The following is a 24,073-nucleotide window of genomic DNA, read 5'->3' on the forward strand; positions in this document are numbered from 1 at the left end:
AGCTGCTGCCACTGTGCGCTTGTTCTGTAAGTTTTCATCACCTGCTCCGAATTTATCATTGAGCAGGTATTTTTAGATAATCAGAACATCGATGCTAGGTGTGGTTCGCTAGACGCTTACGGTTTAGAGAGCGGATAATAGAGACGTTTTTAGTAGGATAATTTGAAATAATTCACATCATTCAGAGAGTTTAATTATTAGGCTTAGGTTTCATCTGACAGGCCCATATGAGCGAGAAGCAGACGGTCGAGTAAACTCGTTTTTGGACAGAACCTTGTTAGAACTTTTGATCTAACAAGGTTGTTTTCAGATAAAAAAGTATCTTGAAACCATGAAAGTTTAGAATAGACTCCGTAACGTTTTCTCCAACAAACTCATGACGGTAGCAGTTTATTTTCGTAAATTCTTGTAATTAAAAATTAAGCTATTTCTTTTTATTTTTGGTTAGAAATCAACTCTCTTAGACTAACAATCGTACCTTTCCCAGTAGCATCTAAAACTTCTTTTGAAAATGATTTTTGGTAGCTATTTTTTTTAGTAGGGCAGCCCCCAAGAAAAGGTTTGAGTTTAGCTTTACAGCTGTCACCACAGGTTCCAGCGTTAACACCAAGAACATCAAGCAGCATCCCCTCAAGACATATGGGTGTAGATAAAATCACTTTGATCTTATGCTTCTCTGCATACGCCCAATCTTGTTGTTGTATTGCTACATCACTATCCATCAAAACATATCGTTTGTCATAAGCCGCTTCTTGGCTTTTTTTAGCAGACATGAGAATATTTCTAGGTGAGCCACCATCTGATGATTCAATTTTAACTACTTGCCCCGTTTTTCGGCCGTCATAGTTATCTTTCATATGATTCAAGAACGCCCTGTCGTGTATTCCTTCACCAACGACGATAAGTGACGCAATATTAGCCTTTCTAATTTTCTTCTTCGCCAACTTCAACACTCCTATACGTTGGGTACTGCACCTAAAGCACCAGCTTGGTACTTAGCGTAAAGGTTATCATCGGCACGAATGCCTACCATTTCATCCAAACGCCATGCATCACTTTCAAGGGACTCTTTTTCTACGAGGTAGACTTGGTGTTTCTTGAGTATGTTGAGCACTTCAGGTGTGTGACAGGTAAAAATAAGTTGTGCATCATGCTGGTTAGTCTCTTTGTGCTTAAACCAATTCAGAATGACTGGTAGCATATGAGGATGTAGGTCGTTATCAATCTCATCTAAGATAGCAACACCACCATATTGTAATACTGGAAGTACCCTGCGAAGCATTACAAAAAGAGCTTTAGTACCGCTAGATTCCTCGAAGAATGGGAGTGTAAATTCACCTTTTTCGCATTTATGGATAGCAAAAGGAAAATCAAACTCTATTTCGTCTCCTTTTTCATCTGTAAGTTTTTGCGGCTTATATTCAATATCGTGAATTCCCAAATCGAAGTCAAAGACAGCTTGATGTAATCTCTGTTTCAAATCAATATCGTCTTTTAGAAACTCGGTCGCTTCAAGAATATCACCATCATTGAAATGTCTACGCCCCAACATATTCACATTAAAAATAAAGCTTTCAAAGTACTCATAGAACTTAGATGCGTTAGACACACTCTGTTGGAATGCTGCTGAAATAACAGAGACATTACTTCTTACTTTCTTGGCTTGAGCTACAGAAAAGCCGAAACCTTTTTGCTTGTAGCTGTATCCATCCTCAGCTTTCTCTCTGACGAATACATAGGAGTAGCTACGACTCGTTTTTTTATAAAGCGATTCCAACAATACATCGTTTTTTGTAATCGATAATTTGTATTTGTACTGCTCCCCACCGAGTATGAAGTACAGCTCAAAATCAGTAGACTTATCGGTGTACAATCGGTGTGGCATGTATGGGATACTCTCAGATGGTTTATAGTCGAACACAGAAGTCGATATAAATGAGCCAAGGAAAGCGAGTGGGCGCAACAACTGAGTCTTACCAGCACCATTAGCACCAACAACAGCTAATACCTTGTTCAGACGCTCACCAGACTCTAGGTTTATGTCGTAGTAGGAAGCTGATGGTTTTTTCCCAACTTCGAAAGATACTTCTTGCTCACTGCCAAAAGAGTAGAAATTTTCACAGATAAATTTTATTAGCACTGAAACACCATAATCAACGTATTTCTGTTGATTATGGTGCTTAGTATAGGTAATTGCAAGTGTGTTCAGGGTGATGCAGGTCAAAAAATCAAGTTGTTTAGTAGTCCCGATCTAACCTAATCTCATGTTACTCTAAATATACGTTACTGTTATTACGCAAAGTAAGTCAAATAATGCTTTAGTGAAGTGAGTTTTAAATTCATCGAAACAAAGAATGGTATATCATAAACAAGTAAGTACCATAAAGCGGTAAGTCGGGTTGTTTCTGGTAAATTCATCATTATTGTCGGATGGTGTGGTTGGCCGGACGCTTACGATGAGATGGATAAGATATGGTTATATTTATCCCTTCATTGAAGCATATGCAGGTATTGGTATGGTTTCCCAACTACAGCCTCTCGCAGTGGCACCATTTTCATTGTTTATCGGCACAGTTGGAGCAATTTCAGTTTTCAAAGCCGTTTACATCGACAAACGCCAGTTAAAGTGTGCCTGTGTAGGCGGCGATAGCAGTGTGCCACTTGGATTTGTATCGCTATCTGAAAACTTATTTATGATCGCGGGAGCATTGATTATGCTGCTGATGTAAAGGTATAGCTCTATTCGGCGGCCCCTTAACTGTTAAGATTAGACCTAGGATGCCAGCCCACACCTTTCTAATTCATATGTAACATTTTTTCTGTCGTACTGGCATCAAGATAACCAGAACTGAGCAAACAATCTCAAAGGTTGTACAAAATAACACTAAAGTTTTTTCATTAAGTTTTATTGTTATGCTCTTGTGGTGGCTTTCGCCACCACTTTATTAGTTTTCAAGTTCCACCATATCTTTCGCTGCAATGTCACCAGACACTAGCTTTACAGTTGCGAAATGATCATTCACAATTTTAGTAATTTGTACCGTTCCTACCTTTTCGATAGTGTAGGGATCTTCACCTTCACTCAATACTATTCTTTCATGGAATCTAATAACACTGTATTTTTGCCCAACCTCTGCGCCATGCTTAGCACCAATACAGATTAGAGTTCGATTATCAGAACTTTCTACTACCTGACCTCTCACCATGTATTTATGATAAAAAGTGGTATTGGAACAACCCACTAAATATAAACCGAATGTAAGCAATAAAAGAGCTTTTATATAGGGTGTTTTCATCACTGTTACCTCATTTGACTAACTAATTATCTATACACTTTTTTATGAATTCATTTGTTTTTCCGGCCAGCCCCCGAAGGTGCTTGATGACAACTCCAAGGCTTATGAACAGAGTTATCTTTGATGTTCTGATCAACAAATTTATAGTAACTTTCTTTAGTATGTGTCCACCAATCATCATGAACATCTGCGCCATACTTACGGATTACCTCCTCAATCCCATCAAGGCTTACGTTTGCGGCATCATAGGCAAGGTGTATTTCACCTTCTTTGATGTTGTAACTAACTTCATCTATACCAAAAAGCTGATCTATTTCTTTTACTAACTCGTCACAGCTTTCTTCTGTGACATTGCTAAGCTTTAGGTTTCGAACAACTAAATTTTGCTCTTTAACGCCAACTCTATGATTTAAATCGCTCATAATTTTTCTCCTAATGTTTGTGTGAATGCTGTTGATTGCTATCTTTCATTTCTTCCATTTTACGGTTCATCTGCGGCATCATGTTCCCCATCATTTCTAAATGATGTTCAGCCATCTTGATTTGTTGATGCATTGGCATTTCTTCCATGTTTTTGTGCATGGATTGCATCATCTTCATCATTGAACGGTGATGTTCAACCATCATCTGCTGTTGCTTTTCAGGATCTTTTTCAGTTTTAATGGCATGGACTTCCTTTTTCATTTCCATCATCTTTTTGTGCATTTCTCCCATGTTCTCATGTGGTATTGCCATGCCTTGATGCATATCAGCTTTGTTCGCACCTTCATGTTTATGCTCATTGTTTTGGGCAAATGAGCTAGTGGTTATCAGTAGTGAACTAATAAATAAAATTGATTTAGTTAACGTTTTCATGATTTTTACCTTCTACACTTTTATTAAAATTTGGGATCCAACTTGGTGTCGATTCCATATACCTGTGGTACTCCGAACCAAACTCAGCAATCGCTTGTGCTTCTTCGCGTTTCGCTAGCTCGACGTAAACAACGACTAAGATCGGAAACATCGCAAGTGTTGGGATTGTCGGCCACTGCAATAAAAAGCCGAACATGATTAGAATGAAAGCTACATACTGTGGGTGGCGACACCTTGCATACCATCCAGTTGTAGCCAATTGATGATGTTTTTGCGCGTGATGCAATACATTCCATGCTGAAGACAACATAAAGAAACCTGCAACAATAAACACCATACTCACTATATGAAATGGGTCCCAATGGGCATCACCTTGAAATCCAAAGAAAGTATGTAATAAATGCCCATTTTCATGCGCAAAGAAATTTACTTCTGGATAGGTCTCCGTCAGCCACCCCGACAGAAAATAGATAGTTAAAGGAAAGCCATACATTTCAGTAAATAGGGCAACAATAAAGGCAGAGAACGCGCTTAGACTTCTCCAATCAGTTGATGTTTTTGGTTTGACAAAACTAAAGGCAAAAAAGATAAAAATTGCTGAGTTCAGTATCACCATTGACCATAAGCCATAATCATATGTTTCATTCATCACTGCTCTCCTTTTTATGTGATTCCTTACGTGCCTTTTCTAACCCTTGTATGTAGCCATCGCGATAGGCTGCATTTTTATCCGTGAGTTCTTGAAAGCTCTCTTCCTTTTTTTCATCAGGCGCATGTGAATGATCGTGACCATGTTTACCATGACTGCCATGCATAAATACGTGCATCAAGGGGCATAGCAATAAAATCAAGTAGGGAAGAAATTGCAGCATATGTTGACCATGCTCAAGCACTAAGAAGTAGGTCACTGCGGCAATAAGTGCCAGTGCAGCCCAGCCTGTAGGTGTTGACCAAAAATTAGGGTGTTGATTTTTCATATTGCCCTCCTAAACGACTTTTAAGACACCGCGATACATTTGCATCTGACAGTGAAACTCATGCTCTCCCGGTGATAAGTTCAATAGGGTAATTTGAGTAATTTCATTTAATTTAAGCTGTTCGCTTATATCCAATGAAGGAATAAGCATTGTTTCAGCGCAGGGGGATTGATCTTTGCGCATAAACTTCAGAGTGACAGGTTGGCTAGCAGACACCTGAATTGAGGATGGGGAATACACACCATCCCTCACTTCAATGAGTACTTCATTACCTTGAACGATTGTTTTATTGGGTTTATATAGCCAAAACCACCAAACAATCAGCGCGATTAACATTAAGCCTAATAAGTTAATAACCATCATTGTGATTCTCCTTAATGCTCTTTTGCTTTAAAAAAGCGAAGTCGATTTGCATTTGACACTACAGTCAATGACGAAAACGCCATTGCAGCACCTGCAATTACAGGGCTAAGCAGAATGCCAAAGAAGGGATATAGAACCCCCGCAGCAAAAGGAATCCCGGCTACGTTATAGACAAACGCGCCAAACAAGTTTTGTTTGATATTTCGTAAAGTAGCTTTGCTTACCGCTATGGCATCAGCAAGGCCATGAAGTGAACCACGCATTAGGGTAATGTCAGCACTTTCGATAGCTACATCAGTCCCTGTGCCTATGGCGAAGCCAACATCGGCTAACGCTAGCGCAGGAGCATCGTTGATGCCATCTCCTGTCATACCAACAATTTCGCCGCCTTCTTGTAGCTCTTTCACCTTGTTGGCTTTATCTTCTGGCAGCACTTCAGCAAGAAACTCACTAATACCCGCTTTTTTAGCTACGGCGGCAGCGGTTTCCTTGTTATCACCCGTTAACATGATGACGCGTATACCATTAGCCTGAAGCCGTTTGATAGCAGAGATTGAGTCTGACTTGATAGGATCTGCAACAGCAATGATTGCTGCAAGTTCACCATCTACAGCAAAGTACATAGGTGTTTTGGCTTCTTTGGCTAAAGACTGTGCTTGTTCAACAAAGCCTGTGAGGTCTACGCCTTTTAACTTCATTAGTTTATCGTTTCCGAAAAGCAGGGCTTTGTTGTTGCAGCTTGCTTCTACACCAAAACCCGTAATGGCGTTAAAGGCTTCAATTTTTAGTAACTCAATATCCTGATCTAACGCACTTTCAACAATCGCTTGCGCTAAAGGATGCTCTGAGCCGCTTTCTAAACTTGCTGCAAGCTGTAGTACGTCTTTTTCGTCAGTAGCTTTTGCTAAAATAATATCGGTTACCTTAGGTGCCCCTTCAGTAATAGTGCCCGTTTTATCTAAAATCATGGCAGTGATTTTAGAGGCGGTTTGCAGTGCCTCACCGTTGCGAATAAGCACTCCGGCTTCTGCTGCTTTTCCTACTCCCACCATGACAGACATGGGTGTTGCCAAGCCTAAAGCACACGGGCAGGCAATAATAAGCACAGTAGTTGCTGAAACGATGGCAAAAGCAATGGCTGGCTCAGGTCCAAAGTTAAGCCATGCTAGCGCACTTAACACAGAGGTAATCATCACGACAGGTACGAAAAAAGCTGAAATAACATCGGCCAAACGGCCAATCGGCGGTTTTGAATTTTGTGCTCGTTTCACCATATTGATGATTTGTGCAAGCGCCGTGTCTTTACCAACGCGTGTGGCTCTAAATAAAATCATGCCTGATTTGTTCAAAGTACCTGCGACAACCTCATCTTCTTCAGCTTTTTCAGCAGGCATAGGTTCGCCTGTCAGCATGGACTCATCAATAGAGGTGTGTCCTTCCAATACCACGCCATCGACGGGAATTTTTTCACCCGGTTTTACCTTCACAATATCGTTAAATAAAACCTGCTCAATACCTATCTGAACTTCTTTGTTGTCACGAACCACGGTTGCTGTTTTGGCTTGCAAGCCGATAAGACGTTTAATGGCCTCAGAGGTTTTACCTCTGGCTTTGATTTCTAATGCTAAACCTAAATCAATTAAGCCAATGATCATGGCGGTAGCTTCAAAATAAACATGCCGTGCCATCAATGGAACAGCGTCAGGTGCAAACACGACAACCATCGAATACAACCAAGCTGTACTTGTTCCTAAAGCTATTAGAGTGTCCATATTAGCGGAGTGGTTTTTAAAGCTTTTCCAAGCGCCAACATAAAAATGCTTACCTGAAAAATACATAACACCAAAAGTTAAAATGCCTACAACCAGCCAAGACATGCGCTCAAGGTTTGTTTCAACCGTCATTTCTCCAACCACAATGCTGTAGATCATCAAAGGAACGCCGAGTGAAAGGGCAATAAACGTATCGCGCATTAGCTTTTTGTAATATGCAAAATCCGCAGCCTCTTTCTCATCAAGCGCATCTGTTGCTGAGCTATCATCAATTGGCTTCGCGTTATACCCCACTGACTCAACAGCTTTGATCAACTCTTTTGTTTTAGCTGTCCCATAAACTGTTACTGTCCTATCAGCAAAATTCATTTCCGCACTGACGACTCCAAGAGTTGCCTTCAACGCCCCTTCAATTTTGCCTACACAGCTAGCACACCCAGCACCTTCAATGATAAGCTGTTGGTTATGTGATACTTTCTCCAACGTATTCTCCTTACTTTTACACGAAGAGGATTGAGCTTTTGCCTGACAGCAACAGCCTGATTCAGTTTTTATATTTGTGTTAGTAGCCACCCTTTTTCCTCCTATGCTTTTTTAATTTGCTCAAAGTTTTCGATGAGATGACAAACCATGTTTGCAGTCGGTGCTTTGTCTTCCATTTCTTCCCATCGAGAAAGCGCAGAAGACATTTTTCCTCGAAGTGCCAACATTGCTTGAAACTGCTTTTCTGTTTCTTCAAGCCGCTCTTTGATCAGGCTTCTGACTAATGGGCACGCACTTTTACCATCTTCAGATTCATTAATAATTTCCTTGATATCTGCAACGGAAAAACCAAGGTTTCTGGCACTTAAAATGAATTTAAGTCTCGATACTTCTTTATTCGAGTATGACTTGTAGCCGTTCACTGACTTAGCAGGTTTTAACAATCCTAATCTGGTGTAATAGCGCACCGTATCAGCAGTCGTTCCAAGGCTTTTTGCCAGCTCCGCAACTTTCATATTCACTCCTCAGTTTTTTAGCTAAGTTTGTACTCTCATCTTCAGCTTAGACCTGTGCCTAAGACACAGGTCAAGTACTAATTCTAGTGAATAAGCTAAAAACTAATTTTTTGGTAAAAGAGAAATCTCGGTCAAAATCGACAGCATTAAGTACTGTAAATAGCAATAGTTTGAGCATGTTCATCATGCCTCCAAAAAATATTGTGCTAATTGTTCAAAACGGTTGGTAATTTAAACCAATCAGTAAATCGTTTTATTTTTGATGGGACTGGCGAAAAAAAGGCGCACTGATCCCGTGATTAGCCAATAATTGGTGGACGATAAAGTAAGAGATGGATACCAGATTTTGGTAGGGGTATACGCTGTAGAATTAGCTCAGAATGAATATTGCAAATACCTTCGTCTTGCGCTTCCACAAGATAGGCATTTAAATGAAAGCTTGTACAAAAACCGCCTTCACAACAAACACAATCACCAGCTTTACATTTTTCACAGTCTTCATCACCATGACGGTTTTTAGAATCTTGCGAATTTTCAGTGTGATAGTGACTATTGTCAATCATTGATTGATGATGCATATTTTTGCTTGGTTGTATAATATGCGTGTCGGATGAGCCATTATGATGCTCTTCACAATTCATTGGTTTAGCAATAGCAAAGCCATGCTGCGTAAGCAACAGAGTAATTACCACTATTTTAAACCACTTGAAAAGTCCAAACATTTTAATTCCTTATTTATCACCTACAATATTAGCCACTTTATAAAAATAATTTTATGATCTTGATCAACCTTTGAACTAAAACCTAAACTTTTTACTTTTTACTTTTTTAAACAGCTTTAACTTCACAAGTATAAAAGGGGTGTCTAATTTATACTCATGAGATTGAAGCCAAGCATGAGCACCATTAAAAGAAATAAAAACCCTACGCTCATAACTAGGTATTGAGTAATGGATCATTTTTCCAATTGTTCAGCTTTAAGCGCAGTACTTTGCAACAATCGGTTCTATCCCGGGCACATCCAATTCCCGTTCATCAAAAGTGATAAAATGGCCTATTGTACGTCTTTCAATGGCGATGTTTTTTGCCTTGACTCTTTAACCTTAACCATTCGCCAACTTTACTTCTTAGCTGATATTCCACCTTGATAGGTATACACCAGACTGGCACCGACTGAAAACAAGAAGTAGCTTACTATTACTGCTCTTAGTTCTTTCCAAAAAAACTATTAGCTAAGCCTTTCCTAACATAACTAAAATGGTTTAAATCCCAAAAAACGAAAGCTACCATCAATATAGTTGCGGTAGCTCTCATCAAGTCAATATAGTATTTCTTCATATCAGAGCCAGAACTTGATACCTGCAACAAAAGCAGTATCACGAGTACTTTGCCCATTTAACTTCGCAAAGTCGGCTGTATTACCAAATTTATTTGTCCACTCAACGCCAACATAGGGAGCAAACTGGCGGGTAAATTCATAACGAACCCGAAAACCAATAGCACTGCTAGACAAGCCACTACCAAGGTTATTTTGGACGTCTTCCTTACCGTAAAGCGTCAACTCTGCTCGTGGTTGAACAATTAACTTTTGAGTAAGTAATAGCTCATACTCAGCTTCGATCGAAAATGCACTATTACCTTGCTCTCCTAAATACGCAGTCATATCAATTTCAAACCAGTAGGGGGCTAGACCTTGTAAACCAAAAGCTAGCCATTTGCGGTTTTCACCTTCGTTATTGTAATCAAGTCGAATACCGACTTGTGTATCCCAATAAGCAGATATTGCGTGGCCCCATAGAAAATCTGTTTGGTTCTCCTCTAAATTACCTTCGCTAAAATCTCCTTCAGTTTTGATGACTAATCTATCAAAAGTAGTGCCATACCATGCCTGAAAGTCAAAAACACCTGCGTTTGTTTGCTCATTATATTCAAGACGATCCCCTAGTAGCGCGTAAAATGAATGCTCATCTGCCAAAGTCAGTCGTTTGTCGCTACTGAGTGCATAAGGACCTTCAGTCAAAGTTGTACCTGCTGCATAAGCATGGGGGTCTCTAGCATCTTTAGGTGCATCTCCACCTTGTGCTTGCATTTTAGAATCACCCATCTCAGTCATCTCATCTTTTGCAGATACAGATACACTTATAAGGGGCAAACCTATTAATAATAGTCTTAACGTATTGGTTAGTATTAATTTTTTCATGATACAACTACCTCTCTAAACATACCTGCATCCATGTGGAATAATAAATGGCAATGCCATGCCCAGCGACCTACGTCATGAGGTGTTGTTAAAAAACTAATTCTTTGCGCTGGTTGTACAGGGATAGTATGGCGACGAACCTGTACATCACCTTTTTCATTCTCCAAATCGCTCCACATACCATGCAGGTGCATGGGATGTGTCATCATTGTATCGTTTTGTAAAATAACTCTTAAACGTTGATTATGCTTCATGTGAACTGGCGTGCTTTTTCCAAATTCCAAGCCATCAAATGACCAGCTATAACGCTCCATGTTTCCAGTTAAATGTAATTCAATTTCAGCCTCTGGCTCTTGCTGGTTTGTAATTCCCTCAAGAGAATGTAAATCTGCAAGTGTTAAAACACGGCGTCCATTTTTACGTAAACCTATACCGGGATCATCAAGGTTTGTTCTAGGCATATCAACACGCATATCAACAGAAGCTCCATACTCTGTTTTTGCATGACGCACTTTAGTGCTAGCAACAGCTAATGGGTTTTTAGTCATTCCATGTTTACTATGATCCATTGCCATCGCTCCATGACCCATTGCACTATGATCCATTTTATTAGAATTCATGCCCGACATGTCTGCCATACCTGCCATCGCGGAATGCTCACCACCTTGGGCCATATTCCCCATCATATCTGTCATCGTTAACCATTCAACGGGATCTAGAGCAGGTACTGGTGCATCAATATTAGGTGCCATTGATAAAGTACCTTTAGCATAACCTGAGCGATCCATGCTTTGTGCAAAAATCGTATATGCATCATTTTTTGGCTCGACAAGTACATCATAAGTTTCACCGGGACCAAATCTAAATTCATCTACTGTCACAGGTTCAACATTTTGTCCATCAGCTTGTACAACTGTTAACTTCAGCTCAGGTATTCTTACATCAAAAAACGTATTACTAGAACCGTTAATAAATCTAAGCCTAACCTTTTCGCCAGCTTTAAACATTCCACGCCAGTTTGTCAAAGGCGCACAACCATTCATTAAAAAAGTCATTGCAGATGCTGATAAGTCTGCAAGATCTGTAGGGTTCATTCTCATTTTATTCCACATTTCCCGGCGTTGTAGCGCATTTGAAACGCTGCTATTTGAAATGTCATCAAAAAACTCTGGAACAGTAGGTTGATTAAAGTTAAATACATCGCTCTGTACTTTTAACTTGCGGAACAAATCCATTGGGTCATCATCAGTCCAATCAGACAATTGGATAACATGCTCATTGTCAGCACTAATAATATCCTTTTCTCTTGGCTCAATAATTAATGCGCCGTACATACCTGTCATTTCTTGAAAGCCACTGTGTGAGTGATACCAATATGTGCCGCTTTGTTGCAGCTTAAATTTATAAACAAAGGTTTCACCCGGCATTATACCTTTAAAGCTAATACCCGGTACGCCATCCATTTGATACGGAAGAATGATCCCATGCCAATGAATTGAACTCGGCACTGATAATTTATTAGTTACCCTGATAGTAACGTCATCACCTTCTCTGAGGCGCAAGGTAGGAGCTGGTATTGAGCCATTGATTGTTGTAGCCATTCTTACAACACCTGTGAAGTTTACGGGTGACTCATCTATCACTAAATCTATTACTTCTCCACTTAGTTCGGGCGCAGTACCTGTTGAAGTTCCAGCAATCAAAGATGAAGCTGCATGAAGAACACTTGGAAAAGCAGCTAATACACCGCCAGCAATTACACCTTGTACAAAGCGTCTACGTGGCGTAGAAACTTGATGTAATGGACTTTTAATTCTCATTTTGTACTCCGTTATTTAACCAATAAATTAATGTGACCAATGAATGTGCTTAATCTTCCATTCACCATTTTGTTTTTCCAGCACTATCGTTTCCATGCCTTGATAATCGCGTTCAACACCTTTATGAGTACCTGTAGTTTGACTACGCGACGCAGAGATAGCGGTATTTCCAAGTATCGTCACTTGATGTTCAAGTGTGTCGCTCTTCATCGCTGCTAAATACTTCATATCCGACAACATATGATGATGAGCATATTCATCAGCGCTCCTTTCAACGCGGCCTCCCTCGAAAATGGTGACATCATCCGCTAACTGCGCTCTAGCCTGTTTTTGATTGCCAGTTTCAAGTGCTTGATGAAATGCCAAAACAACTTTTGCGGCAGGGGTATCTATACCTTTAAACAAACCTTTGTCTTTGTTCTTATCACCATGAGCGTTTGCTGCGAAACTAAACGTCATTAATAAAACGAGTAATATATTTATTGTTTTCATTTTCATTCTCTCTTTTAGGTTTTAATTTGCAGGGCCAACAACACTAGTAAGCCCAGCCGTTACAGATAAAATGGCAAAAGCTACTAGCATTTCTATCGAGATAGATTTAGATAAAGCCTCTCTGCCTTGACTATTTTTAAGTTGTGGAACGAGTATTAGTTTATGTTTAGCAGCAAGTGCCAAAATAGACACTACAAGGGCCAATTTAAACAACAGTGTTTGTCCGTAACTTGAGCTTATTAGTGCATCAAGACTTCCGACCAATTGAATCACGAGCCAGAGGCCTGCTACCAACAATAGGCTCACTGTAAAACTTGCTTGTTTGCCAAAGCTTTCCATCAGCAAATGAAGTTCTGCATAACTTAGCTGATGGCAAGCCTGTTTTAGTGGCAATAACGCCCCAAACCACCATGCCATAACGAGCACATGCAAAATAAGCAAGCCTTTTTCAATTGTGCCTAACTCAGAAATATGACCCAGTAACGTGAATGAGTATGCAAGGATTAATAAACTCAACATTAAAGCGCTTTGTTTTAAGTACGAGTTCACAGCGAGTTTGAACCTTAAAGCTAAAGCGATTATTGCGGTAACTAGCCCAAGCGCTCGAAGCAAAGCTCCAGTGCCGACAGAGGAGTCCCACATAATAGCCAATATATCAGCGTCTATCGCCCCCTGAATTCCCTCTTCTGCCATTGCACCAGTACTGGCAAAGAACCAAGTAATATTAGCGATCAAAGCCATAACTATATAAGTTCTTGTCCACGTTAAATTCGCTATTACAGTATTAGTATGAGATTCATTATTCTCAAATATTTGCCTGAAAAATGTATAACCAGCAATACAGGCAAAGCCGACGTAAAATACAATTTTTGACAGTACAATGACTGTATTCCAGATATACATTTCCATATCAATCACACCGCCTATTTTAGTGAACCATAAAGCCGAAGCTATGTTTCATTTTATGACCATCGTTACCTAAGAAGGTTACATCCACAGCATAGTTTGCAGGAGCTAATTTAGGTAGTTTCCATGTAAATTTGCTAGTAGCGACTTTAGAAGGCTCGAATCCAAATTTAAATTCTTCGCCTTGTTTATTGGCCAATGAAACTTTTACAACACGTACCTCTTTGGTGAACACCAAAGTTAACTCTTCTGGAGGATTCATTAGCATTGCATTATCAGCAGGCACACTTTTTTCAAGATGCACATGCGCAAATACCGCACTACTAAAAACGACACTGATTATGGTTAAAAGTTTAATTAATGTTTTCATATATACCTCTATTTATTTAATGGATTAACGACTAAATTTATCTTTGAAAATTTGATTACTTGGAATCCCAGCATCTGTAATTATTTTTTCCACTTCACTCATCATTGCTTCTGGACCGCACAAGTAAAACTCAGCCAAAAGCAGTTCTGATTTTTGGTTCATATACGGCAGAAGTACTTTTTGAACATAGCCTGAGTGCCCTTGCCATTCTTCTGAAGGATTAGAAAGAGTAGGAATATAAGAGAAGTTTTTATGCTTCTCACTCAGTGACTTCAATTCATTATGGTATAGCAAGTCATCTTCAGTTCGCGCACCATAGATAAGAGTCAAACCACTTTTATCTTTATGCTTTTTCAACTGTTCAAAAATAATAGACCTCAGTGGTGCAAGTCCTGAACCCGCACCAATAAACACGCGACTAACTTTTTTATTTGAAGTGGCATAAAAATCAGAAAAAGGGCCTTTTGCAGTTATCGTTTCACCTACTTGGAGTGAACCTAAATAACTTGAACCTATTCCTGCTTTAAAACCATTCTTTGCGGTCTGCCAACGGATATTAAACATTAACTCATCAGACTCCTCGTCAAAGTTAACTAATGAGTAGTGGCGAGTTACACCGTTATGAGAAAATTTTCCATGATAGTAGCTATCCCAGTATTTTTCATAGCACTCTGGCATATCATCTGGACGTAAGCTATTCATCCCTGCTGGCACATCAAATTGCATATATGCACCAGCTTTAAATGCCAACTGTTTGCCTGATTTCAGCTTAAATTTCACTTCCTTGATAAAAGGAGTAATGAAATTAGTCGCAACCACAACTAGCTCATGATTTTCAATATTGCGATCAGTATTAACTTCAATCGAACTAATTTCAGAGAACCTATGCTGACATCCAAGCCGATAACCTTCCTTAAGTTGCTCCTGAGATAAATGTTCCTGTTCAGATAGTGTGATAGGTAATTTAGTTGAACTTAAGAACACGCATTTGCCACAAGTACCGCCACCACCGCAACCTGAAGGAAGGTATACATGTGAACTAGCTAGCCCTTCTAGTACAGTTGAGCGACCAACTGCTGAGATGTCAGTAATAGTATTTTCATTGGAAAACGTCACTGCCACTTTTTGCCTGTTAGTGCCCCAACCTAGCTTCAGTAAACCACTTCGATACTGTTGTATCAGCCAAGTAACACCAGTAATTGAAAGGAATAGCGTTGCAAAAGCAAATGCAATGATCAACCAATGGTTAAATCCTCCAGAATTGCCATAGTCCATAAAGTGAAGCTTCATCATCAGATCTTTCAATCTGAAATCATCATTGGCATGGCGAAGTACTTGACCTGTAATACTATCTAAATAAATAGTTGTATTGTTCTCATCCTCAACGGCAACTTGCCACATAGGATTTTGCTGCCTTACGTGATCAGAAAACGGAGGTTGAGATAACACTGGAGTAGTTAACTTACCCTGTCCTGAGTAGGAGTTTTTTGCCAAAGTTAGTACTTGTTCTTCAGACAAATTAAATGGCTTTCCTGTTACAGCATCAAATAGCTTTGAGTGGCGTTCTTGATAGCTATGCTGCCCCTTATCGAACACAAAATGATAGTAAGGCTGATGTAAAACCCATATAAGGTTTACTTCCTGCGGAGCATTACTAGTAATGTCTTTAATAGGGAATAGGTCAAAGCCTGTAATGCTACCTTCATGATGAGAATGAACTCTAAGTTCATTACCACTGGCTTTACTGTGATCCATCAAATTGAAGTAAAGGCCCGTTCCCAACCAAATAAGCAGTTGTAAACCAACAAATAAAGAAAGCCACTTGTGTATCGTTGTATTTAACTTAAATAGTCGCATCAAATGACTCTCTTTTTATTTGGGGAAAGCACTCGGTAATAAGTCAATACTGCGCCAGTAATTGCTCCCATTAGACCTAGAGTTGCGACCAAGAACAAAAACCAGTTAGATACGTTTTCTCCATCATAGTAATCCATAATGTGGAACCGCCACATCCAATCAAACAATCGCCAGTAATCATGACGCTTGGCAACAAGTGATCCTGTTTGTTGACTTATATAAAATGTCGGTGTGGAGAATTGCTCAAACGTCACTCTCCAAACAGGTAAATGCCTTGGGGACAACTCAGCAGGCAAGTTTGTCGCTGACTTAATCAACCTTATGCTGTCGATTTGATGATTCAGCACATAATGGTATTGTGCGATTTCTTTAGCCTTGGTTTCATCTACAAGGGCCTGAACAGCTCCAGTTTTAGCATCTATTGCTACTTTTCCATTTTCTCCATTAATAAAAGAATACAAAGGACGGCCCATACTTTGAGTAAGTGTAACTTGGCTAGCTTTAGGATAATCCGCAGCTAGCTTTACAATGGAGTAATCCATACTTGCTAAATCTATTTTGGCTTCCTCACTCTTAGCCAAGGTTTCGCCGTGTATATAGTGAATATCCATAGTCACCATATACACACCAGTAATCGACCAGAAAAGGAATTGTATCCCTACAAATGCCATTAGCCATTTATGGTACTTCCTAGCTTTTCTAAGCATTGTTTTTTAGCTCCGAGTTAGAAAGTTCCTTGTTAAAGGCGTTTACTTCGGGCTTTTTAACGATTGAATAAATCGCGGGTAAAACAATTAGAGTTAGCAGGACTGCACTTGTCATCCCACCTACCATTGGTGCAGCAATACGACTCATTACCTCAGAGCCTGTTCCTGTACCATATAAAATAGGCATTAGGCCGATAATGATTGTCGCTACTGTCATCATTACAGGACGAACACGTAATCCAGCACCGTGCAATAAGGCATCTTGATATTCATCTTCTGAGATGAGTTCTGCTCGCTCTTTCGCTTTTTCCTTAAGCTCAGCAAGTGCCTGATTGAGATAGACCAACATTATCACACCAATCTCAACCGCTACCCCAGCTAGAGCAATAAAGCCCACGCCAACAGCCACAGAGAAGTTAAACCCTTCCAGATACATCAACCATAAGCCACCAATCATCGCCATCGGCAAGGTAACGATAATGATAGCCACCTCACTAAACGCTCTGAAGTTTAAGTAAAGTAGAATAACAATAATGGCGAGTGTTAAAGGCAATACATAGGTGAGCTTTTCTTTCGCTCTTTCCATATATTCGTATTGCCCAGCCCAAGTAATTGAATAACCTGCTGGTAGTTTTAGATTATTAGCCAAGTGTATTTTTGCACTTTCAACATAAGTACCTACGTCAACACCGTCTATATCGATAAACGTCCAGCCATTTAAACGAGCATTTTCACTCTTAATCCCCGGCGGACCGTTCTCAACTCGAATATCTGCGACATCACCTAGTGCAATGCGTTGACCACTTGGTGTTACAACAGGTAATCGTGATAGCTGCTCAGGAGAGTCTCGATAGTCTTGCGGATAGCGTAAGTTAACAGGGTAACGCTCTTGACCTTCTACCGTTTGGGTAACGTTCATACCACCAATAGCTGTAGAAACCACTTGTTGAACATCTTCGATGTTTAACCCAAAGCGACTTGCCTTATCGCGTGAAATATCAACCTTGATATATCGTCCACCTGCAACTCGCTCTGAGTAAACTGATGCTGTGCCTGTAACTTCGGGTAAAATTTGCTCTATTTGTTGGCCGATTTCCTGAATCACATCAAGCTCTGGTCCGGCGACTTTAATACCCACAGGCGTTTTAATACCTGTTGCCAACATATCAATACGAGTTTTGATTGGCATAACCCAAGCATTCGTCAAGCCCGGAAACTTAACCAACTTATCAAACTCAGCTTTTAAAGATTCTGTTGTAACTCCCTCACGCCACTCTTCTTGAGGCTTCAACTGAATGAAGGTCTCAATCATAGTTAGAGGCGCGGGATCAGTTGCAGTTTCAGCTCTTCCTACTTTACCAAATACTGTTTCAACTTCTGGCACTGTTTTAATTAGCTTGTCTGTCTGCTGTAGAATTTCTCTTGCCTTACCAATAGAGATCCCCGGATATGTAGTCGGCATGTACATTAAATCTCCTTCATCTAGAGGAGGAATAAACTCGCTACCAATCTTATCAACAGGCCAAAAACCGACGATAGTCACTAATATTGCTGCTACAATTGTCGATTTTGGAAACTTCATTACTTGCTTTAAAACAGGCATGTAAATAGCAATTAGCAATCGGTTTAACGGATTTTTCTTTTCTGAAACAATTTTGCCTCGAATAAAGTACCCCATTAATACAGGCACCAATGTTATCGCTAAGCCTGCTGATGCAGCCATTGCATATGTTTTTGTGTAAGCAAGAGGAGAGAACATTCTTCCTTCTTGCGCTTCCAAAATAAATACAGGCAAGAATGAGACTGTAATGATGAGCAAACTAAAGAATAATGCAGGACCGACTTCACTTGCCGCCTTTGAGACTATTTGCCAACGATTTTCATCTGTTAGCGGTGTCTTTTCCATATGTTTATGCATATTTTCAATCATCACTATTGCGCCATCTGTCATCGCACCAATTGCAATAGCGATACCACCTAATGACATAATATTCGCATTGATACCTTGCATATGCATGATGATAAATGAAGCTAAGATGCCAATAGGTAGAGTGACAACTGCAACAATCGAAGATCGCAAATGAAACAGAAATGCAACACATACAATCGCGACGACAGCAAGCTCTTCGAGCAATTTACTCCATAGGTTTTCTACCGCCTCTCCTATTAAGCCAGAGCGATCATAAACCGTAACTATTTCAACTCCTTCGGGTAAACCTTTTTTTAACTCTTCTAATTTGGCTTTTACTCCATCAATGGTTTTTTGTGCGTTTTCACCAAAGCGCATAACAACCACACCACCAACAACTTCTCCTTCACCATTAAGTTCCGCGATGCCCCGTCTCATTTGTGGACCTAAGTTAACTTCTGCCACATCGCCAATAGTAAGCGGCGTTCCTTGTTCGTTCACACCGAGAGGGATCAACTCTATATCTGAAATACTTTTGATATAGCCAGTAGCGGTAACCATGTACTCTGCTTCAGCCATTTCAACAACAGAGGCACCTGTTTCTTGGTTACCACGCTTAAGGGCCATTTGAATGTGACTAAGTGGTATACCGTAGGCTCTTAACTTATCGGGATCGACTTGTATTTGATATTGTTTAACCATTCCACCAACGGCAGCAACCTCTGACACTCCGGGGACAGTTTGCAATTCATATTTTAAGAACCAATCTTGAATACTACGCAATTGGCTAATATCCAAGTTGCCCGTTTTATCTACAAGAGAATATAGGTAAACCCAGCCAACACCTGTCGCATCTGGCCCTAGTTGTGGACGCGCACTAGCGGGTAGTGAAGGGGCTACTTGACTTAAATATTCAAGTACTCTGCTCCTTGCCCAATATAAGTCAGTGTCTTCGTCAAAGATGACGTAAACAAATGAGTCACCAAAAAATGAATAGCCACGAACAGTAACAGCGCCGGGAACAGACAACATTGCAGTTGTCAGTGGATAAGTAACCTGATCTTGAACAACTTGCGGTGCCTGACCGGGGTAATTCGTTTTAATTATTACTTGAACGTCAGATAAATCTGGTAGTGCATCAACAGGCGTATTCTTTATTGAAAATAGCCCACCACCAATCAAAATTAAGGTAGCTAAGATAACAAAGAAGCGATTGCCAATTGACCATCTAATAATTGATTCAATCATTATTTTTCTCCCAACTTAATGATTCGAGTGATCAACGACCGGCTTATTTTCCTTGCCGTGTTGTTCATCTGATTCAAGAGAAATGTCAGTGATAACTAAGTCATCCCTAACCTCAAAAGTGAAAGTGACATTATCACCAACATTGAAATCAACTATTTCTATATTGTCCGCGACGATAAAATCCATCGTCGCAGCAGGTCTATCCCACTTCTCTATTGGGCCTCGGCTAATATTTAGAATCCGTGTATCAATATCAATCGCATTAATTAAACCTGATACTGTTGCTGATGATACTTCTTCACTCATATCAGCAGGCTCACTCATGATATGAATTCCAGTAACTTCATATCCACCCTCTTCGGTTTTGCTCACTTCAAAGTGCAAAGATTGACCTGACTTTAATGAGTCAATATCGACTTTTTCAGCCACAGTAAAATCCATAACCATTTCAGGCCAATCCCAAGCTTCAGCAGGGCCATGTGAAATATTAACCATGCGGTGCCCTGCCATAACACTATTAACATCCCCTTGCATCCAAACAGAGTTAGGCACTTCATCATGAGTCATTCGTTTAAAGTCAGAGCTTTTACTTGATTCAGAATCAATCAAGAATTGGGCAGATGTCACCACAACGTCATCTTCATTTAAGCCGTCTAATATTTCGATGCTGTCGATATCAACCCGGCCAATAGTCACTTCAATAGATTTAAATTGCCCATCACCTAACGCAAGTACTACTCTGTCCTGTTTACCTGTTCTAATAACGGCTTCTTTAGGCACGAGGATGGTGCTATCAGCTTGATTAGCGTGAATAGAGACTTGTGCAAACATATTTGGTTTTAATTGATAGTCTGTGTTATCAAATTTCAATCTCACTCGGAGTGTGCGTGTTTTACTGTTCAATGTTGGATAAACATAATCAACGACACCAGCCCAGTCCTCACCGGGTAAATAATCCAGTGTCATTGATACAGGAAGTCCTTTTTTAATTAAGGCTGCGTCACGTTCAAACACTTCTGCTTCAACCCAAACTTGATCTAGCTGGCCAATGCTTAATAAGGTGTTTCCCGGCTTTACATAAAAACCTTCTCTAACCTTCAAACCATCGACAACACCTGCTTGTGGTGAATAAAAGGTAATTGTTTGCTGAACCTTTCGTGTCTTTTCTAGCTTTTGAACAAAGTCTGCTGAAAGCTGTAACGCTTTTAGGCGATCTTTGGCTGCTGAAATTAAAGAACTATTGTTGCGCTTTAACGCTATTAACAGCTCTTCTTGCGCGTTAACTAACTGAGGAGAATACAGTGTATAAAGAGGCTGCCCTTTCTCTACAGGGTTACCTGCTGCTTTGATGTAAAGTTTTTCAATCCAGCCATCAACCCGTGGGTGGATATGAATTAGCTTATCTTCATCATATTGAACATAACCTACCGTTGAGATTTCAGTATGCATATTTTTCAGTTCAACAGGTGCAGTGCGAACCCCAAGGTTATTCACTACATGAGGCGCAATTTTTACTGCTCCGGGGCCAAAGTCATCACCAGATGATTCTTCCTCATACACAGGTATTAAATCCATCCCCATAGGCGACTTACCGGGCTTGTCCCGGCGGTAATTAGAATCCATCGGTGCAACCCAATACAGAGGCTTTTTTTCTCCTGATGTTGCTTCATTACTATTACTGTTTGAGCCAGTACCTTGATATAAACTCAATGCTCCAGCACCAAGTGCTGCCCCAATGATGATGGCAATAATTGTTTTTGTATTCGTTGACATTATTTTTCTCCAAATTGCTGACTGGATAAGTGCTGATTAGTTTTGTGTGAAGTTTGCATCGACTTATGTTCAGCATTTGAGTTAGATTGAGAATGCGCAAAGAAATAGTTGATACGAGCAACTGTTTTAAGTGCGTCAACATCAATTCTTAAGGCTGATATTCTGGCATTTAATTCTGCGATTCTTGCTCGAACAACTTCGGCAAAATCGCCATCATCATTTGTGTAGGCTGTCAATGACGCTTCTGCTTGGTCATGAGTTTGTTTAAGGAGTTGTTCTTGATAGATAGATTGTCTATCTGATAAGCGTTTAAGCTGTCTTAGTTCTTTTTCTAAAACACTGATCATTTGCTTTGTCAGTAATAGTTTCTCGGTTTTAATAGTCTCTGAATCTGCAATAGAAGCTGCAACTTGCTTATCTTGTCTGTTCTCGGTAAACAAGGGTAAATCAAACGTTACCCCAACAGAAAATAAATCAGCTCGGCTATCACCAGAGGGCATATTGTCGCGATAGGCATAACTAGCATTAACACCCCATTCCGGCTCATATTGCTGTTTGGCTAACTCAATTCCTTTTTCTGAAGCTTTGCGTTTTATATCAATTGCAAGTATGGCTGGGTGATTCGAAAGCTCCTGAGCCAATAGATTTCTTGAGTAATTAGATGCTTTTAGGACTGTTGGATTATTCAATTGAATCGAAGGCAATTCTTTTGAGACGCTAAACTCTAATGGTTGCGCGTCAAAGTTGAATGATTCATTCAAACGATCCGCATCGTAAATATGAAGCCACTCATTGAGACGAGCGATTGTCGTTTCTAGTTTCTGCTTTTGCGAAGTTAATCTGTCATCTAACTGCACGATTTCCAACTGAGCACGAATAACATCTTGCTGTCTAGTTTTACCAACAACGTTTGAATAGCTAGCTTTAGCCACTTCCGCCATCTGCTCAAAGAGAGACCAATCATCTTCAATCAATTTAATAGTTTGTTGGGCTAAGTAAGCATCTAACCAAAGTTGTGACACTTGGCTTTTCAACTTAGCTTTACGATCCTCTCGTAACAGTGGAAATTTCGTGGACTCAATTTGTAACTGGTCTTTCTTGATCTCTAGACTGTCGCCTCTCGGAAACATTTGAGAGACGCCAACCTTTAGCTGAGTCATTCCTTCCTGATCTAAATCCCAAGTATCTGTTGGTAAATTCATTATCCCTAGCGATACTTTCGGATCAGGCAAAGTACCTGAAGCAATACTTCTATTTTCAACTGCACTTTGTTTCAATCGGCTACCATGAAGCCAAGGATCATTTTGCTGAGCTAAGGTGATAGCTTGTTCAAGCGGCACTACTTTCTCAGCTTGAGCTGAGAATACAGATAAGCCGAGTATTAATGCAGTTGAAAGTGAAGTAAGGTTTGAAGAGTTCAATTTCATTAGAATTGCTCCTCGTATGTCTTAACTTTTGCATAGACTTTGCTCGTTCCATCTTTAAATAGAATTAACACGTTGTATGGCATAAAGCGGTCATCGACTTCCATACCGGGAGAGCCAACTGGCATTGCTGGAACTGAAAGCCCAATCGCATTGGGATGTTCTTCTGATAAGAACTGCTGAATAAATTTAGCAGGTATATGACCTTCAAAGGCAAATCCATTTCTACTCACTGCCGTGTGGCATGAACGGTAATTAGGTTTGATACCATACTTAGTTTTGATGTTGCCGATGTTTCGGAAATCTTTGGAATGCGCAACGATCCCTTTGTCTTCAATATGAGTTATCCATTTTTTACAACACCCACAAGTAGGGGTTTTATAAACGATTAACTCCAAAGGTGTTACGTCGTGATTGTCTGCATGGTTATGTTCGTTGGCGTTTGCAAACGCAGGTGAAAGCAGCATTACTACTGCTATTTTTAAATACTTATTGATCATTTTTGCCCCCAGACATCGCTGGAAAATATCTATAGCGCTACGACGCTATATTGACTAACAGAAAAATTAATTACATGTGCGAGAAATTTGGACGCACTAATCCTGTATTAGGCAAAAATTGGTGGACGATAAAGGGAAGTGGAAATTGAATGAGGTTGTTTAGATTGCAGAGCAGCTACAGATTCACTGAATATTTGAATATCTGTCGAATCAATACTGGAATTTAGGACTGTCGTAGATGAGCAAGCATTTGTAGGACAAACACAAACACCACAACAATCTTCTGATTGACCGTTACTGCTTTTATTCATATCACCATGCTCCATTCCTTCATGATGACTCATCTTGGAATGTTCCATGTTCATGTGTGATTCATGAGAACCTAATGACATTTCGCAAGGCATAGCAGAATACGCAAATGCTTGCCCTACAAAGGCAACCAGCATAAGCGTCATTACTAAGACTTTTGAAAATACTTTAGACATAAAATTCTCTTACAAATATACATCTCTAATACTAATGCAAATTTTTGACTAAGTCAATTGATGCTGTATAAACATTTATGAATATTTGATTATCGTCAAATTTTTCAAAGAGGTAAGTGAC

At 39.9% G+C, this 24,073-nt stretch carries 23 protein-coding genes and 1 pseudogene; 1 reads left to right on the forward strand and 23 read right to left on the reverse strand.

Going from position 1 to position 24,073, the window contains the following annotated elements:
* Nucleotides 1-434: 434 nt before the first annotated feature.
* Both I6F10_RS13180 and I6F10_RS13185 read right to left on the reverse strand, forming a co-directional pair.
* A complete protein-coding gene (locus tag I6F10_RS13180; RefSeq protein ID WP_197098959.1) occupies nt 435-944 on the reverse strand; it encodes a hypothetical protein in 510 nt (169 codons plus the stop codon).
* A gap of 11 nt (nt 945-955) precedes the next feature.
* The gene (locus I6F10_RS13185; protein ID WP_138561114.1) at nt 956-2,140 is read right to left on the reverse strand and encodes an AAA family ATPase; all 1,185 of its coding nucleotides are present in this window, start codon (nt 2,138-2,140) and stop codon (nt 956-958) included.
* 310 nt (nt 2,141-2,450) lie between these two features.
* Between I6F10_RS13185 and I6F10_RS13190 the strand changes: the two are divergent.
* Nucleotides 2,451-2,729, forward strand: a pseudogene (locus I6F10_RS13190) (glutaredoxin family protein); the annotation flags it as partial.
* 216 nt (nt 2,730-2,945) lie between these two features.
* Here the strand turns inward: I6F10_RS13190 and I6F10_RS13195 are convergent.
* From I6F10_RS13195 to I6F10_RS13295, 21 genes are all read right to left on the reverse strand, one after another.
* Nucleotides 2,946-3,296: a hypothetical protein gene (locus I6F10_RS13195; RefSeq protein WP_024602002.1), complete on the reverse strand. Its 351-nt coding sequence runs from the start codon at nt 3,294-3,296 to the stop codon at nt 2,946-2,948.
* Between the two features lie 50 nt (nt 3,297-3,346).
* Nucleotides 3,347-3,718, reverse strand: coding sequence for a hypothetical protein (locus tag I6F10_RS13200; RefSeq protein WP_008467865.1), 372 nt, complete (start codon nt 3,716-3,718; stop codon nt 3,347-3,349).
* Nucleotides 3,719-3,728: 10 nt separating this feature from the next.
* The gene (locus I6F10_RS13205) at nt 3,729-4,151 is read right to left on the reverse strand and encodes a hypothetical protein (RefSeq protein WP_008467863.1); all 423 of its coding nucleotides are present in this window, start codon (nt 4,149-4,151) and stop codon (nt 3,729-3,731) included.
* Nucleotides 4,135-4,800: a methyltransferase family protein gene (locus tag I6F10_RS13210; RefSeq protein ID WP_004589269.1), complete on the reverse strand. Its 666-nt coding sequence runs from the start codon at nt 4,798-4,800 to the stop codon at nt 4,135-4,137. Before I6F10_RS13210 ends, I6F10_RS13205 begins: the two co-directional genes overlap by 17 nt.
* The gene (locus I6F10_RS13215) at nt 4,793-5,128 is read right to left on the reverse strand and encodes a DUF2933 domain-containing protein (RefSeq protein ID WP_008467859.1); all 336 of its coding nucleotides are present in this window, start codon (nt 5,126-5,128) and stop codon (nt 4,793-4,795) included. Before I6F10_RS13215 ends, I6F10_RS13210 begins: the two co-directional genes overlap by 8 nt.
* A gap of 9 nt (nt 5,129-5,137) precedes the next feature.
* Nucleotides 5,138-5,491 (reverse strand): cupredoxin domain-containing protein, encoded by a 354-nt coding sequence (locus I6F10_RS13220; protein WP_004589267.1) that lies wholly within the window; start codon nt 5,489-5,491, stop codon nt 5,138-5,140.
* 11 nt (nt 5,492-5,502) lie between these two features.
* Nucleotides 5,503-7,746: a heavy metal translocating P-type ATPase gene (locus I6F10_RS13225; RefSeq protein WP_197098960.1), complete on the reverse strand. Its 2,244-nt coding sequence runs from the start codon at nt 7,744-7,746 to the stop codon at nt 5,503-5,505.
* A gap of 101 nt (nt 7,747-7,847) precedes the next feature.
* On the reverse strand, nt 7,848-8,261 hold the full coding sequence (locus I6F10_RS13230; protein ID WP_008467855.1) for a MerR family transcriptional regulator: 414 nt from the start codon (nt 8,259-8,261) through the stop codon (nt 7,848-7,850).
* A 299-nt stretch (nt 8,262-8,560) separates the two neighbouring features.
* Nucleotides 8,561-8,983 (reverse strand): hypothetical protein, encoded by a 423-nt coding sequence (locus I6F10_RS13235; RefSeq protein WP_197098961.1) that lies wholly within the window; start codon nt 8,981-8,983, stop codon nt 8,561-8,563.
* A gap of 617 nt (nt 8,984-9,600) precedes the next feature.
* Nucleotides 9,601-10,461, reverse strand: a complete 861-nt coding sequence (locus I6F10_RS13240; protein ID WP_138529296.1) for a copper resistance protein B — start codon at nt 10,459-10,461, stop codon at nt 9,601-9,603.
* A complete protein-coding gene (locus I6F10_RS13245) occupies nt 10,458-12,281 on the reverse strand; it encodes a copper resistance system multicopper oxidase (RefSeq protein WP_197098962.1) in 1,824 nt (607 codons plus the stop codon). The genes I6F10_RS13240 and I6F10_RS13245 overlap by 4 nt, the downstream gene beginning before the upstream one ends.
* 27 nt (nt 12,282-12,308) lie before the next feature.
* Nucleotides 12,309-12,779 (reverse strand): YybH family protein, encoded by a 471-nt coding sequence (locus tag I6F10_RS13250; RefSeq protein ID WP_021032425.1) that lies wholly within the window; start codon nt 12,777-12,779, stop codon nt 12,309-12,311.
* A gap of 15 nt (nt 12,780-12,794) precedes the next feature.
* Entirely contained in the window at nt 12,795-13,682 is an 888-nt protein-coding gene (locus tag I6F10_RS13255; protein ID WP_010558031.1) for a copper resistance D family protein, read from the reverse strand.
* Nucleotides 13,683-13,701: 19 nt separating this feature from the next.
* Nucleotides 13,702-14,049, reverse strand: coding sequence for a copper resistance CopC family protein (locus tag I6F10_RS13260; RefSeq protein ID WP_029773133.1), 348 nt, complete (start codon nt 14,047-14,049; stop codon nt 13,702-13,704).
* A gap of 24 nt (nt 14,050-14,073) precedes the next feature.
* The gene (locus tag I6F10_RS13265; RefSeq protein ID WP_024596190.1) at nt 14,074-15,906 is read right to left on the reverse strand and encodes a 2Fe-2S iron-sulfur cluster-binding protein; all 1,833 of its coding nucleotides are present in this window, start codon (nt 15,904-15,906) and stop codon (nt 14,074-14,076) included.
* On the reverse strand, nt 15,906-16,613 hold the full coding sequence (locus tag I6F10_RS13270) for a hypothetical protein (protein WP_008109638.1): 708 nt from the start codon (nt 16,611-16,613) through the stop codon (nt 15,906-15,908). The genes I6F10_RS13265 and I6F10_RS13270 overlap by 1 nt, the downstream gene beginning before the upstream one ends.
* Nucleotides 16,606-19,770: an efflux RND transporter permease subunit gene (locus I6F10_RS13275; protein WP_076923062.1), complete on the reverse strand. Its 3,165-nt coding sequence runs from the start codon at nt 19,768-19,770 to the stop codon at nt 16,606-16,608. The genes I6F10_RS13270 and I6F10_RS13275 overlap by 8 nt, the downstream gene beginning before the upstream one ends.
* Before the next feature lie 15 nt (nt 19,771-19,785).
* A complete protein-coding gene (locus I6F10_RS13280; RefSeq protein ID WP_197098963.1) occupies nt 19,786-21,543 on the reverse strand; it encodes an efflux RND transporter periplasmic adaptor subunit in 1,758 nt (585 codons plus the stop codon).
* The gene (locus tag I6F10_RS13285) at nt 21,543-22,970 is read right to left on the reverse strand and encodes a TolC family protein (RefSeq protein ID WP_197098964.1); all 1,428 of its coding nucleotides are present in this window, start codon (nt 22,968-22,970) and stop codon (nt 21,543-21,545) included. The genes I6F10_RS13280 and I6F10_RS13285 overlap by 1 nt, the downstream gene beginning before the upstream one ends.
* Entirely contained in the window at nt 22,970-23,467 is a 498-nt protein-coding gene (locus tag I6F10_RS13290) for a DUF411 domain-containing protein (protein WP_036956660.1), read from the reverse strand. Before I6F10_RS13290 ends, I6F10_RS13285 begins: the two co-directional genes overlap by 1 nt.
* A gap of 107 nt (nt 23,468-23,574) precedes the next feature.
* The gene (locus I6F10_RS13295; protein ID WP_197098965.1) at nt 23,575-23,952 is read right to left on the reverse strand and encodes a hypothetical protein; all 378 of its coding nucleotides are present in this window, start codon (nt 23,950-23,952) and stop codon (nt 23,575-23,577) included.
* Between the last annotated feature and the right edge of the window lie 121 nt (nt 23,953-24,073).

It is taken from the genome of Pseudoalteromonas sp. SWYJZ98, assembly GCF_015864495.1.
GTDB classification, from domain to species: Bacteria; Pseudomonadota; Gammaproteobacteria; order Enterobacterales; family Alteromonadaceae; genus Pseudoalteromonas; species Pseudoalteromonas distincta.

Bases quoted from the DNA above. Each gene is read 5' to 3' on its own strand.
- I6F10_RS13200 (WP_008467865.1), bottom strand. From the start codon at position 3,718: ATGAGCGATTTAAATCATAGAGTTGGCGTTAAAGAGCAAAATTTAGTT.
- I6F10_RS13230 (WP_008467855.1), bottom strand. From the start codon at position 8,261: ATGAAAGTTGCGGAGCTGGCAAAAAGCCTTGGAACGACTGCTGATACG.
- I6F10_RS13280 (WP_197098963.1), bottom strand. From the start codon at position 21,543: ATGTCAACGAATACAAAAACAATTATTGCCATCATCATTGGGGCAGCA.
- I6F10_RS13210 (WP_004589269.1), bottom strand. From the start codon at position 4,800: ATGAATGAAACATATGATTATGGCTTATGGTCAATGGTGATACTGAAC.
- I6F10_RS13290 (WP_036956660.1), bottom strand. From the start codon at position 23,467: ATGATCAATAAGTATTTAAAAATAGCAGTAGTAATGCTGCTTTCACCT.
- I6F10_RS13235 (WP_197098961.1), bottom strand. From the start codon at position 8,983: ATGTTTGGACTTTTCAAGTGGTTTAAAATAGTGGTAATTACTCTGTTG.
- I6F10_RS13255 (WP_010558031.1), bottom strand. From the start codon at position 13,682: ATGGAAATGTATATCTGGAATACAGTCATTGTACTGTCAAAAATTGTA.
- I6F10_RS13270 (WP_008109638.1), bottom strand. From the start codon at position 16,613: ATGCTTAGAAAAGCTAGGAAGTACCATAAATGGCTAATGGCATTTGTA.
- I6F10_RS13245 (WP_197098962.1), bottom strand. From the start codon at position 12,281: ATGAGAATTAAAAGTCCATTACATCAAGTTTCTACGCCACGTAGACGC.
- I6F10_RS13285 (WP_197098964.1), bottom strand. From the start codon at position 22,970: ATGAAATTGAACTCTTCAAACCTTACTTCACTTTCAACTGCATTAATA.
- I6F10_RS13250 (WP_021032425.1), bottom strand. From the start codon at position 12,779: ATGAAAATGAAAACAATAAATATATTACTCGTTTTATTAATGACGTTT.
- I6F10_RS13265 (WP_024596190.1), bottom strand. From the start codon at position 15,906: ATGCGACTATTTAAGTTAAATACAACGATACACAAGTGGCTTTCTTTA.
- I6F10_RS13240 (WP_138529296.1), bottom strand. From the start codon at position 10,461: ATGAAAAAATTAATACTAACCAATACGTTAAGACTATTATTAATAGGT.
- I6F10_RS13220 (WP_004589267.1), bottom strand. From the start codon at position 5,491: ATGATGGTTATTAACTTATTAGGCTTAATGTTAATCGCGCTGATTGTT.
- I6F10_RS13195 (WP_024602002.1), bottom strand. From the start codon at position 3,296: ATGAAAACACCCTATATAAAAGCTCTTTTATTGCTTACATTCGGTTTA.
- I6F10_RS13205 (WP_008467863.1), bottom strand. From the start codon at position 4,151: ATGAAAACGTTAACTAAATCAATTTTATTTATTAGTTCACTACTGATA.
- I6F10_RS13260 (WP_029773133.1), bottom strand. From the start codon at position 14,049: ATGAAAACATTAATTAAACTTTTAACCATAATCAGTGTCGTTTTTAGT.
- I6F10_RS13275 (WP_076923062.1), bottom strand. From the start codon at position 19,770: ATGATTGAATCAATTATTAGATGGTCAATTGGCAATCGCTTCTTTGTT.
- I6F10_RS13215 (WP_008467859.1), bottom strand. From the start codon at position 5,128: ATGAAAAATCAACACCCTAATTTTTGGTCAACACCTACAGGCTGGGCT.
- I6F10_RS13295 (WP_197098965.1), bottom strand. From the start codon at position 23,952: ATGTCTAAAGTATTTTCAAAAGTCTTAGTAATGACGCTTATGCTGGTT.